The 13,710-nt window shown below is 51.4% G+C and carries 10 protein-coding genes; 1 reads left to right on the top strand and 9 read right to left on the bottom strand.

The window, feature by feature from the left end; all coding sequences use genetic code 11:
• Window positions 1–507: 507 nt before the first annotated feature.
• Window positions 508–1,872 carry a DUF418 domain-containing protein gene (locus FOA19_RS21245; RefSeq protein ID WP_149092844.1) on the top strand — a complete coding sequence of 455 codons (1,365 nt, stop codon included), beginning with the start codon at window positions 508–510 and terminating at the stop codon, window positions 1,870–1,872.
• A gap of 288 nt (window positions 1,873–2,160) precedes the next feature.
• Here FOA19_RS21245 and FOA19_RS21240 read toward each other — a convergent pair whose 3' ends face one another.
• The 9 genes from FOA19_RS21240 to FOA19_RS21200 all read right to left on the bottom strand — a co-directional run bounded on the left by FOA19_RS21240 (window position 2,161) and on the right by FOA19_RS21200 (window position 13,431).
• On the bottom strand, window positions 2,161–7,188 hold the full coding sequence (locus FOA19_RS21240; RefSeq protein ID WP_149092843.1) for a DNA repair ATPase: 5,028 nt from the start codon (window positions 7,186–7,188) through the stop codon (window positions 2,161–2,163).
• 165 nt (window positions 7,189–7,353) lie between these two features.
• On the bottom strand, window positions 7,354–7,893 hold the full coding sequence (locus FOA19_RS21235; protein ID WP_149092842.1) for a hypothetical protein: 540 nt from the start codon (window positions 7,891–7,893) through the stop codon (window positions 7,354–7,356).
• Window positions 7,894–7,927: 34 nt separating this feature from the next.
• Window positions 7,928–8,596, bottom strand: coding sequence for a hypothetical protein (locus tag FOA19_RS21230; RefSeq protein WP_149092841.1), 669 nt, complete (start codon window positions 8,594–8,596; stop codon window positions 7,928–7,930).
• Between the two features lie 296 nt (window positions 8,597–8,892).
• The gene (locus FOA19_RS21225) at window positions 8,893–11,064 is read right to left on the bottom strand and encodes a flotillin family protein (RefSeq protein WP_149092840.1); all 2,172 of its coding nucleotides are present in this window, start codon (window positions 11,062–11,064) and stop codon (window positions 8,893–8,895) included.
• A gap of 18 nt (window positions 11,065–11,082) precedes the next feature.
• Entirely contained in the window at window positions 11,083–11,703 is a 621-nt protein-coding gene (locus FOA19_RS21220; RefSeq protein WP_149092839.1) for an OB-fold-containig protein, read from the bottom strand.
• Window positions 11,704–11,799: 96 nt separating this feature from the next.
• On the bottom strand, window positions 11,800–11,994 hold the full coding sequence (locus FOA19_RS21215; RefSeq protein ID WP_149092838.1) for a hypothetical protein: 195 nt from the start codon (window positions 11,992–11,994) through the stop codon (window positions 11,800–11,802).
• 190 nt (window positions 11,995–12,184) lie between these two features.
• On the bottom strand, window positions 12,185–12,766 hold the full coding sequence (locus FOA19_RS21210; RefSeq protein ID WP_149092837.1) for a hypothetical protein: 582 nt from the start codon (window positions 12,764–12,766) through the stop codon (window positions 12,185–12,187).
• Between the two features lies 1 nt (window position 12,767).
• Window positions 12,768–13,175, bottom strand: coding sequence for a type III secretion system chaperone family protein (locus tag FOA19_RS21205; RefSeq protein ID WP_149092836.1), 408 nt, complete (start codon window positions 13,173–13,175; stop codon window positions 12,768–12,770).
• A 40-nt stretch (window positions 13,176–13,215) separates the two neighbouring features.
• Window positions 13,216–13,431: a hypothetical protein gene (locus FOA19_RS21200; protein ID WP_149092835.1), complete on the bottom strand. Its 216-nt coding sequence runs from the start codon at window positions 13,429–13,431 to the stop codon at window positions 13,216–13,218.
• Window positions 13,432–13,710 lie beyond the last annotated feature (279 nt).

The raw sequence follows: 13,710 nt of genomic DNA, 5'->3' as shown, positions 1-13,710 counted from the left end.
GTTATTGACCTGACAATTTAAGGGATATTAGCGGGATTTGATGCTGTTAGGAAAATTTCCGTTTAGCAGCAGTTCTTTCAAAAAGAGCCACAAAACAGACATTCTCCGGTCCTTACCTTACCATGAAGGAGGATAACCCATACATGAGCTCACAGCTAATCTCCTCCTCAAGAGTAAGCCTCAACTTCGTTTGAATTGTACCTAAGAGGTAATATCTCAAATCAGTTTACCACTTACTTAGCTACTGCAGCAAGAAGTAGTTTTTAACAAATTTGTATTCTCTTACTATTTTCCTTTGATACCCATTATTTAGTTTTATATTTAATTAAAATATTACAAATTATATTCAATACTCTACTTACCTTTTACTTTCCCTCTAAAGGTATTTATACTCCAATATCCCCTTCACAACTTACCCAATAGCCTTTTTACTCTTTGCATAGGCTCCTGTATAATACTGATCTATTCCTTAAAACTCTCTTATGCTCTAGTTTTTTCAAAAAGTCTATGGAATCAACTGTTACCCTTAGCGTTGAAATACCAAAGTCACCGCCCCTTGTTGCCCCTGTCTTGCAAAAAGACCGGATTCAAAGTATAGACGTTCTGCGGGGCATTGCGCTCCTGGGCATTCTGCTCATGAACATCCCTTACTTTGCCATGCCAGATTACTTCACCAAGTCTTTTGCCCAAGATCCAGCGAGCCCCAATTTCTGGACGCTAACCGTTGTTACCATTCTGTTTGAAGGTAAGATGAGGGCGTTGTTCTCCATTGTGTTTGGCGCAGGAATTCTGCTTTTCACTTCCCGCAAGGAAGAGAGCGGTCAGCCCTTTAAAGCACTCTTCTTTCAACGGATGGGCTGGCTGGTGATCTTCGGGCTCATGCACGCGCACCTTACCCTTTGGTTGGGCGACATCCTGTACTTTTACGGGCTAATTGGCATGCTCGCCTTTCTGTTTAGGAAAATGAAACCCAAATACATGGCCATGGGTGTACCCTTGGTAGCCATTTTCGGGTTTGTGGCGGGTACCTTGTTCTACCAGAATATACGAGAGAAACGGTTGGCCTACAAAGATGCCGTTACTGCCCAAACCCAACAGAAAGCCCTTTCGCCTACTCAAAAGAAAGCACTGGTAGAATGGCGGGCCATTGAGAAAGAACGCATCCCCAACAAAGCCGAGGTTGCCGAAAACACCCGGCTTATGAAATCCTCTTACTCTGATGTAGCAAAATATGTAAGGCCTAAGGCATGGGATGGGCAAACCAAGTACCTGTTGTTCAGCATAGGTGATGTCTTGGCTCTGATGCTGCTAGGAATGGCCCTGTTCAAATGGGGTTTTCTTACTGGTCAATGGTCTAAGCGCAATTATTGGTATGTCATGCTGGTTGGCTATGCGGTAGGACTGGCCTTGGTGATCTTCAATTACTATAAAATGGACTACTTGATTGGAGCCAACGTAGCCCCTTGGCTTGCCCGCATGGAAGTGACCCCTATCAACTGGATGGGACTAATTTACCCTGTACAGCGAATTCTATTGGTGATGGCACATGTGGCCGCTGTGATTCTTCTCCTGAAATCTGGGATAGCCCAGGGCGTTATGCGCCGACTGGCGGCTGTAGGACAAATGGCATTCACCAATTACATCATGCAAACTGTTTTCTGTACGCTCATCTTCTTCGGTTACGGCCTGAACTACTTTGCTGAGCTAGAGTATTACCAACTCTATTATGTAGTAGCGGGAATTTGGCTGGTGCAACTCATCATCAGCCCTATTTGGCTGAAACATTATCGATTTGGTCCGCTGGAATGGCTATGGCGAAGCCTCACCTATAGACAGCTTCAGCCTATGCGGAAAGAGGAAGAGCAGGAGTAAAAACAGTCAAGGCTCACAGGATTTTAAACCTGTGAGCCTTGACTGTTTTTAGTCTCTTTTCTATAAAACAGCTCCTAAACAGAATTAACTAGCACTTATGAATTTTTGACTAAAAAGACGTATGATGTTGTTGTAAGAATCGTCTGCGTCAGCCTCCTCGCGCAACACCTAACCAAAATCGTAAGCACAAAAGAACTCATAGTATGCGTAACTCCCACGAGTGTCTCTACTATCAGCACTTTCCTGAAGAATCTGTGGTATTGCGCGTTCACTTGCACCTTTACTTCTTCAAAATAGCCTAAAGCATGCTGCGAAGTTTCCCTCTCGATTTGCGAAAGGACTGGTTGGCGGCAACAACACCTTCTCCGCCTGCCTCTCTCCTAGCACCTGCTTAATCCCGGCCAGACCGTCCGAGATGTTCTCCATCTGCGCCAGCACCTGCCCTACCTGGTTGCCGCCTCCGAATCCTTTCAACTTGTTGTTCCGCACGAAGGCGGCTTTGATGTCTTCCCAGCGCTGGGCTTCTTCTGCGGTAGCTACGCCGATGAGCTGCTTGAACTTGAGCATATTCGCTTCGGCACCGGTAGTGAGCGTTTGCGATTCGGACTGGTAGTGCGACAGAATGAGTGTATGCAATTCCTGGTCGTTCATGATGGACATCACCTTCTCGGCGAGTTTGTTCATGTTCCGGTAAGAGCCCTGCAGTTTGAACGGCGGCTCAGTGCGGTACTCGTCGGCTTGGGCGGCGGACCGGATGTACTCCAGGTTCACCTTTAGAATTACGTCGCGGATGGATAGGAGCTTCTTTAGCACCGCCACGTATTCGCTGATTTCGGCGGCGGTGTGGTTGCCTTCAAGTTCCATGCCCTCATTGCTGCCGGTTTCAGCCAGCTTTACCAGTGCGTACACATCTTTCTGGCTCTTGGCACTCAGTTTCGCCAGCACCGCGTTGGAGGTAAGGGAGTTCTCCAGGTAACTCAGCTTGAACACGTCTTCGGTGTCGCCAATGATGTCACCCAGGTTGTAGATGTCGGCGCGGTTAGCCAACATGTCCGGGATGCGGAACTTGTCGCCGGTCTCGGTGTACGGGTTACCCGCCATGACCACGCACACTTTCTTGCCCCTGAAATCATAGGTACGGCTGCGGCCTTTGTACACGCCCTCAATCTTACGCTGGGCATCGCAGAGCGAGATGAACTTCTGCAGGAACTCAGGGTTACAGTGCTGGATATCGTCCAGGTAGATCATGACGTTGTCGCCCATCTCGAAGGACAGGTTCAACTTCTCCAGTTCCTCTCTGGCGGCGGCGTTGGGTGCCTCGGTGGGGTCCAGCGCCGTCACTTGGTGGCCAATAGCCGGACCGTTAATTTTCATAAAGATGATGCCCAAACGGTTGGCAATGTACTCCATGAGCGTGGTCTTGCCGTAACCCGGCGGCGACAACAACAGCAACATGCCCATCAAATCGGTACGCTTGGTTTCGCCCGCGGTGCCCATCTGCTTGGCCAGGTTCGCACCGATGAGCGGCAGATACACTTGGTCAATCAGCTTGTTCCGTACGAACGACGACATCACCCGCGGCTTGAATTCCTGTAAGCGCAACTCCTCCTCAAACGCAGCGGTCATCTGGTGCTTCAGCTCGTGGAAAGATTTAAACTGCTGCACCACCTGCGTTTCATAACTCTGCAGCTTCTGTTGGAACCCGTGGAAATGCAACGGGTATTGCTGCTCCTGCAACAGTGGATGGCTGCCCTGCATGCCCGCCAAGGTCTCGCGCAGGTTGGCGTGTACAATCTGCTTTGGCTTCAGTTCCTGTAACAAAAGCAGCACGGCCGCCTCGGGTACGTATTCAGTTTCTTGAGTCAAGTTAGCTTGCGACAGATACGCCTTCAACCAATGCTGCAACAGCTCTACCTGCGCTACTTTGTTTTCATCCAGCGCCTGCACCGATGCGTCAAACATTCCCCACGCCTTTTTCTCCGTGAGGTACTGGTGGAAACCTTGTACCAACTCAGCCGCCTGAGCGCTGGAGATAAACTGGTCGCCGCGGGTTAATTCATAGAACAGGTACTCGCCTGCCGCCACAGCATTTGCCTCTGGGAACAAGCTTGTCTCCTGCTGGAACGCCTGCAGTTCGCGCCGTAAATCGGCTTTGAGGTTGTCAAACTGGTGCGTGTCGGGGAAGACCTGCAGAATGGTGCCTACGCCTTTGAGTTGGTGATGGAACAGCTGTTTTTGGCCTTCTTTCGCGAAAACAGCCCAGAAACAGCGGGCAGCCGCGCGGTCAACGGCAGTATAGCGGAGCAAATCAGCGGTCTTGAACAGGTGCACCAACGAGCTTAGAATCAACGCCGCGTCATGGTCATGAACACCTTTGAGGTAGCCTTCATTGAAGCGCACGGCCATGAATCTCTGCACGTATTCTATTAGTTCGGGCTGCGGAAGTTGGTGCAGTTGGTCCAACGTCAGGAGTTGTAAGCTTCCCTCCTGCGCCTCCGCTGTGGCAGAGGTATTCCTGGCTACTTGCGCGGCCTGTAGAATCTGGAAGGCCAGGTATTCGGCGCGGTACACTTGGTTGTTTTCCGAGATGAGCGACTGCTCCCACACGGGGCGAAAACTCACAAAACGCTCATCGGTGATTTTCTCGAAGAAGCTGGTGCCCGTGAGGTGGTAGTACATCGCGTCGTCGCGGTGCACGATGCTGAGTTCCAAGGGCTGGGTGTTCACGGTGAAGTGGTGCGTGCCGAACTTGAGCACGTTCTGCCCGTCTACGAACAGTTCGCTCTTGTCTTTGAGTTGGCGCACGGCGTCTTCGCGCAGCGTTTTGAGACGGCTCTGGATGGCATCGGCTTTTACGGTGTCACCCATGGCCAAGAGTTCGTCCACGGTGGTGCGCACTTTCTCCATCATCAAATCGGAGGCGAAGTAACCGTTGATTTCGGCCACGGTGGCCAGCTTGCTCAGGCGGCTTTGTACGGCTTTCAAAATGCGGTCGGCGGCCTGTTGCAGGGTAGTGGCGCGTTTGTTTCTCGCCTCCTGCAGGGCTACTTTCTTGCTCTCAAACGCAGAGTATATCTCCTCGCGTTTATCGGCTATAATTTCTAAAAAAGCGTCAAACTCAGAGAAGCGGCCTTCCAGCTCCTCCAACTGCACCATGAGTTTCGTGAGGTACTCGTCGCACTTCTGGGGTGTGTCGCACACGTCCAGGAAGTTGATGACGCTCTGGCTGATGAGCTTGATTTGCGCATTGAACTCGGCCTGCCCCTCGACGCTCAACAGTTCCTGCCGCTTGCGTTTGAGGGTGGCTTTGGTTTTGTTGAACGAGGCGTAAATAGTGGAAATGGTGTCTACGATGCGGGTGGTCTGGGTGGCATCCTCAATCTTGAGGTTGCTTACAATCTCAATCAGCATCTCCAGTTCCGCGCTCACGCCTGAGATTTCTTTCTCAGTGGCATCGGCTTCCACCACTTTGCCAATCTGGTCTATGCTCGCTGTGATTTCCGCCACGCGCTGTTCATAGGGCACCAGCGCATCGGGCTTCAACAGTAAGTCTACGGTTTGGTTCGCCAGGTCCTGGTTGAAAGTCTGCAGTTGCGCCTCGTAGGTTTCAATGCGGGTAACATCCGCGTACCGCAGTTCCTTCAAAGAAATGACCTCGCCGCGCACCGACCGCAAATCGGCCAGCGACTTCACGAAGTCGTTGATGTGCCCGTTGCTGTGCGCTTTCAGTTGGGAAAGCAAGGCATCGGCGGAGCCGAGCACCTGTTCTACCTGCGCCTGCGTGCTTTTTCTGATGCTGATGACCTTCTCAAATTCCTCAACCGCGGCAGTGGCCGTCTGGCGGATGGCCGAAAGGGGTTGCGCCAGCTCAAACGTCTCCTTTTTGTTTAGCCAGTGGTAGCTGTCCAGTAAATCGGTGGTGCCCTTGATCAGGTCCAGGTACAGGTTGTCGTAAGAGTCCTCTTTGTTAACCAACGTGAGAATCTCGGTACACTCGGCCATGGCCCGTACAATTTCTTTGTTGCCTATTTTGTACAGGAAACTTTCTTTGGTGACCGGAATGGTGAAGTTGCTGCCAATGTACGGCGTCTGCCAGATCTGGAGGGCGTGGTGCTTTTTGGGTTCCTCATCGCCTCTAAAATAGCACAGCTCACCGTTCTCGTAGATGGCGTAGCCGTGGCAGATAATGGGGCTCTCAATCTTCTGGGTGATGAGGTTGTAGCTCAAGAGCAGGTACACGCCACTCTGCTTGTTGTAGAAGACGTACAGGAAATCTTCGCCGTTGGGCGAGGCGATGCGCTTCTCAAACAGCATCTCTTGCAGGCCGTTGTCAAAACTCTTGAACTCGCCGGTCTGCAGGTAGTAGCCGTAGGCGTAGATGATGCCCTGGTCTTCAGGCAGGAACACGCAGCAATCCTGAATGGCGTCTATGCGGCGCGCTTCCTTCAGTTTGGCGTTGTAGACAATGTAGCGGTAGTGGTTCTCGCGGTACGGCCTGATTTTGAGCAGAATCAAGTTGCCGATGAGGGCGTAGTACAGCTCCGAGTCGTCCAGCGTCTGGTCTTTGTCCTCCACCGGCTCAGAGTAAATACCCTGCCCGGTGTCGGTGTTGTCTTCTACCTTGATGGTCAAATCCCCGCCGATGGTCTCCACAAACACCTTGTCCTCAATGGAGATATGCGGGTGCTTGCCTTTGCGGTGCGCCTCGCGGGTGACCCGTTTCCAGGCGAAATCATGCTGGTTGGGGAAGGCGTACTCGTGGTCAGAGCGGTTGTCCAGGTAGGTGAGTTTGCCTCCCTGCAACGCCCACTTAAACGTCTTGATATCATTCACACCCTTGCCTATGCGGAACACCATGAACAGGTGCACGCCCTGCACGGCGAACTTCACAAACTGCGTGTTCTTGTAATATTTGTACAGCTTCTGGAACTCATCGGCAAAGGCAGCCTCGTTGATCAGTTCCAGTCCTTGTTGCTGAAAGGCATGGTTTTGGTAGGCGTAGACGCTGAACACATCGCTCAGCTCCACCTCGGTTTTCAGCCCCAAATGCACGTTGTACCCGAAAAGCATTTGGTCACCTACCGGCACCATGTCCCAGGGCACGCAGTTGTGCTCGGTGGTGACCCGCTCCGTGGTCAGCAGTTTCGTCTCAATCGCCCCGAAAACCTCTTTCCGCTCCAAGTTTAGTTGGTCCAGCAAGCCCCGCAGTTCGCCGCCGCTTTTGGTCAAACGGTTCCGAAGGATTTCATAGGTGCCGCCTTCCAGTTGCACAGATGGTGTAACTGTAGGGTTAGAGGTTACAGGTTCTTGGGCCATGATGGTTTGGGCAGAGACGGATTAAATTGGGAAAACCGAATAAGGACTATTTGGGCTTGTTTTTGGGAAATCAACTAGAATAAGATTTACTCTATTGCAATTTACTTTCAGGACTTTACTAATCACCTTGCTACTTTCAAGGACATGAGAAAGCCTTTTCGTCTTTCAATTAATTAATTGCAAAGTGAATAATTCTGGATCTTCGCTGGAGCACCGGATTGAAACGATGTCTCCTATTCCTAGATTAGTATCATTTTCTACTTCTTGCACATACTCCTGATTTCCCACCTTGTAATGGAAGACGACAAACTCAGCTTTTCTTCTTCCACTGCTTTTATAAAACGATTCCACCCTTCCTTCTACTACCACCCCATATTTCTGCAACTGGCTTTCCAGGTATTCTGAATTTGTCCAAGTAAGAATTAGGTAGGTTGGTATATAAAGCCCTAAAAGAATGAAAGCATTGGCAGTTTTTTCCCACTTGGAACCAGGCAGTACTTCTAACCACATTCCATGAAGCGCAGCAATACTGAAGAACACTAAAAAAAAGGCTATAAAAGGAATTACACTATCGTAATAATGTGAATGAAAGATCCTCAAATAAGAACCCAACAAAAGCGCGATGAAGGAAGCCCAAGTTCCTCTTGCTTTCCAATCTGTTTTCTTTCCTCGCTTTGTTGACCTTACTCTTTTGAAGTTCCTCATTTAATACTTCACTTTACTTCATTCTTCCCGTTCCTTAGTGCCGAAACTGGGCAAGTTGCTGCTTCAGTTCTTCTACTTTGTTTGCTTCTGATTGCTGTTCGCGCTTGAGTTTGATTTCTTTTTCGCGGGCCAGTTGCTTGTGGGCTTTGAATTCCTCGGTGAGTTCGTCGTACGCTTTGATTTTCTCCTCGGTCACGCGGTTGCTGTTCTTGTACATGGAGGCAAAAACGGCGGCTACAATCCCCAGGGCCGCAATGATGGCCAGGCTGAGCCACACGTACACCTGCTTGTCCATGTCCATGCCCAGCACCGAGAGGGAGGCCACGTCATGCGCTCCCTGCTGGATCTGCTTTTCCTTTTGGGCGTTCACTTCCTGCAGGGCCTGCACCTGGGCTTTCTGGTCGGCGAGCTCTTTCTGGGTTTTGGCCAGGGCCACGGCCGTTTCCTTGCCCGCGTTCTTAATGCTCTGCTGCCGCGCTCTGAGCGTATCCTGCACGTTTTTGAAGAAAGCATCTAAACTTGCCTGTTTCACCACCTTGTGCGGCTGGTTGTACTTTATCTCAGTAGAAGATCGGAATTTCAGAGAGCTGAACTGCTGCTGCAGATTATAGGTGCCGCGGTCTTTAGCGGGAGCCGGCGTTTGCGCCTGGCCCGAGGTTACTACCAAAACACCTAGGAACAGAGAAAGGGAAATAGCTTTCATACGGGGACTGTTAAACGTCAATAATTTTACCTGTGGAACTAAAATTACTGATTTCTAGCCAAGGGAGAAAGGGAAAGCCAAAGAGTTTGGGCAAACGTATTGGGCGGCAGCACAGTATATCCCGGGGTTTCAAAGACCTTTCCAACCTCATTTCCAGCCTGTTTTCTTTAAACTGCCTTGAAAACGGAAGCCCTTTGTAAGTCATCCTTTGGGACCTTCCCGGAGGCATACAAATGAACCTAAGCCTCTTACGGGTTCCCTCTCCTGTCAGCCAGGAGAGGGAAAGCCCGGAAAGGTTAGTTCAGGGTATAGACCGGCTTATCACCCAAGCCCAGGGCCGAAGCCGTGGAGGTCAGTTCTTTTAGAGTGTTGGTGGTAGCTTCGTCCAAGGCCTTTTGCTGCATCATTTTCAAAAGCAGGGCCGAAACGCTCAGGTTGCGCACATCATCGGTGTTCATGCCGAACTGGGTAATGAACCGCTGCAGGTTGGCCTTGAAGTCAATGTGGCCGTTGCCGTCTTTCTGGAAAAACGCATCTTTCACGGTACCCAGCACCTCACTGTTGGTCACCAGGCGGTCCACCTGCTTTCCTTTGGTGATAGACCCGATGATCTGGTCGAAGAACATGGTCTCCCCACCCACGATGTCGATCTTGGCGGCTTTCAAGGCCTCCGCAATCACCGAGGCCTGCGACGCGGCAATGTCTTTCTGGATGTCTATGTTGGCCAGTTCAATGGCTTTGTCTTTCTCCAAACGTAGTTTGAATTCTTCGTGCTCTTTGCCCACGCCGTCCAGTTTCTTCATGGCTTCGGCTTTGGCCTCAATGCCTTTGGCGTCTACGGTGAATTTCTCCTGGCTCACGCGGGCTTCGGCTAAGCCTTTCTGCTGCTCGGCCTCGGCGGTCACCTGGATCACGGCGGCATCTGCCAGGCCTTTCTCTTTGGCTACTTTGGCGGCTACCACGCCCAAGGTCTCGTTCGCCTGGGCCTGGGCTTCGGCTTTGGCCTGAATGGCTTTGGCCTCGGCCACGGATTGCATTTCCAGCACTGTGGCTTCGCTCTGGCCTTCTTTGGTGCGGGCCAAGGCTTTGGCTTCCATCACTTTGGCTTCGGCCAGACCCACCGCGGCGGCTTTGCTGGCTTCGGCTTCGGCCAGAAGTTTAATGGCCTGGGCTTTGTTGTCGGCGGTGGTTTTCTCGGCTTCGGCGTCAATGATGGCTTGCTTGGCCCGGAACTCAGCGGCTTGTCTTTCCATCTCGGCGGCCCCTACCAGGGTAATAGTGGCTTCGTCGTTCTGCTGCTGGGCCTTGGTCACGGCCACCTGCTTCAGACGCTCGGCCTCGGCCAGAGCCTTGGTATCCTTGATTTTCTCTTCTTCCTGCACCACGGCTTTCTCTACTGCGATGCGCTCTTTGATAATGCCCTGAATGTTCTTGCGCTCTTCTTCAATGGCCTTTTCTTTCTCAATCTCGGCCAGGGCCACAATGCGCTGCATCTCGTTCTGCTCCAGCAATTTCGCTTGCTCTACCCGCACGGTTTCCACGGCATCGGTGCGCTGCTTGCTGCGTTCGGCCACCAAAACCTGGCGGTCGCGGTTCTGCTCAGAGATCATGACTTCCTCATCGGTGGCGATGCGGGCCCGTTCAGAGACCATGCGTTGCTCCTGCGTTACTTTCTCAATCTCCGCCGACTCTCTCGCTTTGATGCTGGCTATCTCGCGGCGTTGTTTCTCCTGGTTCTCCGCCAGTTGTTTTTCCAGCTCCAGAATGGTTTCCTGCGCCTCTACGTTCTGCTTCTTGATGGTTTTCTCGCGCTCGCGTTCAATGAGGTTGGCCTGTACTTTCTGGCGGGCGGTCAGGTCAATGATCTTCTTGATCCCCTCGGCGTCCAGGATGTTGTTCTCGTTCAGGTTGCTGAGCGGGGTCTGCTCCAGGTAATCAATGGCGCAGTCGTCCAGGATATAGCCGTTCAGATCGGTGCCGATGGTCTGCAGAATCTGGCGTTTGAAGTCATCGCGGCTTTGGTACAATTCCACGAAATCAAAGTGCTTGCCCACGGTTTTGAGCGCCTCTGAGAATTTGGCATCGAAAAGGCTTTCCAGCGCGCCCGGATCGGAGGCCCGCTTACACCCGATGGACTGCGCCACCTGCACCACGTCTTCCTGGGTTTTGTTTACCCGCAGAAAGAAATTCACCTTGATGTCGGCGCGTAGGTTGTCTTTGCAGATCAGGCCCTCGGCGCCGGTGCGGGCAATCACGATGGTTTTGAGGGTGATGTCCATGACCTCCAACTTGTGGATGATGGGCACCACAAAGATGCCGGAGAAGGAGACTTTGGTATCGCCCATGCCGGTGCGTACCATGGCTTCGCCCTGGATGGCCTTGCGGTACATCTTGATGATGACCAGTAGCACCCCGAAGACAATAATCGCCAGCATGATGGTGGTTGCGAGAGTAAGGGATTGAAACATAGAATGTAGAATAAAAAGTTAAAGGGTTTGGTAAGGTTCTATTAAATAAAGATTGGTTTCTGGCAGGTAATCTATGACCACGGCGGTGTTACCTTTCTGAACAAGGCTTTCCTGCGAGGTTTTCACATTCAGGAGCACGGGCGAGCCGTTGGTTTTCACGGCGGCCTGGCCAATCTGGGCGTTGTTGGCGGGCAGCAAGACCGTACACACCTGCCCGATAAAGGCGGCGTTGGGTGCTTCCTCCGTCTCCATTGTCTGGAACAGTTTCACGAAAGGGTACGTCAGGAACTTGGCTATAAACAGGCAGAAGAACGCCAGCGGCAGCAGGAGCAGCAGGCCCACCCAACTGGAGGCAGTCCCCAGTGAGTAGTTCACCCCCACCGACACGGCCCAGTACGGCAGCGCGAAAAAGGACAGGAAAATCATGAGCGGCACCCGCCCCAGGTGGAAGAACGCGAGCACGGCATCCAAGCCAGCCAGCGAGGCATCAGCGTCAAGATTAGTGTCTACCTCCACGTCCAGGGAACTGATGTCCAGCACGCCCACCAGCACCGTCAGCCAGTAGAGCAGCACAAAAACGAGCAGCCCCGAGGCGAAGACGTTGGCGCTGGAAAAGGAGGCTTGAAGAAGTTCTTGCATAGGTGAGGACGCTTGTCTAAAAGTACAAATTCTGTGGGTATTGCGAAGAAGAAGTCCAGGTCCGAAATGAAATTTTTAAATTCCGAACCCAACTTCTTAGAAGAGGGAGCCCGATGGCAATAATTCAAGGCTTACCGTTTGCCAAACCAATTCCTTTACATCCTGCCAAGACGGGGTGATCTCTGCCAGGAAAGGCGCCGCGGCCTGGGCGAAATGGCCCACCTCTTCCACCCCATCTTTCACCAGCCAGAAACTCACGGCGGCGCAAAAGATAAATCCTAATTGTCCCATTTTAATAACGTACTGAGTCTAGCGTTCTGAATCCTGAATCTGAAAAGTGGCTGCGTTTAAGGCCTAATTCTGAAAAATAGGGCCGAAAACGAACAAGGGTGCTGAGGTTCCTTTGGTAAGGAGAGGCGGGCAGGAAGCTTTCTCTGCTTCAGGCCCGTTTTCTGAAAAACAGCCCTGAAACGGCTGTTTTCTAGGGTTGGGTAGTGGGCGCGTCTGGGGCGGAAGCCGTGGGCGTGAGGCTTAATTTTTCATTCAACGCATCTGCCTTTTGGGCAAACGTCTGGGGGGTGCAGGCATCCTGCGGTTCCTGGGAGGCGTTTTGCTGGCCCAGCGTCTGCGAGGCAGTTTCCTCTGGGTTTTGAACCTGCTGCTGATCCGCTGGTCCTTCCGCTGGCCGGTTTTCCAGCAGCGTGAGGGAGCCGGGCGCGTTGAGCTGGGCCATTTGCCGATTGATGGTTTTGGTGGCACTGCTCACCGTCACCCTTGATTGGAGCACGCGTAACTGCATTTCCCACTTCCGGAGGTTGGTTTTCAGCGCCTTGATCTTCTGCTCCAATTCTGCCCGGCTTTGGCCTGAGGCCTGGCTATCAGGGGCAACGCCACCGTTCTCTTCACTATTTGAAAAGGCTTCCAGGGCGCGCACGTTCTTCTCCAGTTCTAACCGCATGTCCCGGATGCCTTGCTCGGTTCTCTGGATGGGCTCCTTAAGTCCTTCCACCGAGGGGTGCGCTTCAGAAGTGCCTATTTTAAAGATGCGGTGCAAAATGGTCATATCAGCGGGATTGGTTTTTAGAGAATAAAAGGAGTTGCTCTCCGTACTCACTCAGCAGCAGGGCCAGCGAGTTGAGCGAGGCCTCCAGTTCGTGCAGGTCCAGTTTGCTCATCTGCAGGGTGTCCCGGAAAATGAGCCGCCGCCCAGACTCATCCAGCACGAAGGCGCCGTGGATGATGTCGCGGTTTTTCTGAAGCAGGTTTTGGCAGATCTCCACCGTCACCATGGGTAGTTCCAGGATGTACTGCTCCATGATCAGGAGCGGATCTGTACAGCCAATAACCAGGTTCTTGATGCCTAGGCTTTCCTTTTCCACCACAAACACGCAATCCCTGGGATCTTCGTGGGTGATGCGGAAATCCAGTTCCACCAAATATTCTTTCACTTTCAGGAAGTAGTTGTTTTCCATCTTTAGAAGCTAGTTCGTGTTCTAAGTGCTATTTAATGCTTTACTCTGATGTATTCCTAGAAAACACTCTCAGCAGGAGGTAAGAAAAGCCTGCATACCCAACTGCAAATGACATAATATCAATCACAAAACCCAGGTTGAAAATACCTTCCACGAAGAGATCATATTCAAACCCAACCGCGTTGTGCACCACTTTCACCGCTACAAATGTGAGTATGGGCGCTACCACTTTAAGGAGTGTGTTTCTGGTTTCCATGGTGCTTCTTAATTGTTGGTAAACAAAGTACTATTTTAAACCTGTCTTTTAACATCAGCACTACTTTCTGGCAGGGAAAAACCGTTCTCCTGAATCGAGGGTAACATTGCTCATAATCCTGACCTTCGCTCCTGAGTGATTTCTCTTTTAATCTTCATCAATCTGGAATGGTTAGCTTTGTTTCTGCTCTTAATTGTAGCAACATTGAAAATTAGTGCTTATCTTGTCCTGATTTCGAAGGCAATTATACTACAAAAAATAGATACGCTCAAAATTGTA

Origin of the sequence: Rufibacter hautae, from assembly GCF_008271695.1 — a bacterium.
GTDB lineage: Bacteria > Bacteroidota > Bacteroidia > Cytophagales > Hymenobacteraceae > Nibribacter > Nibribacter hautae.
Note: the sequence above shows the minus strand (reverse complement) of the source record. Positions and strands in the feature narration are given on the sequence as shown.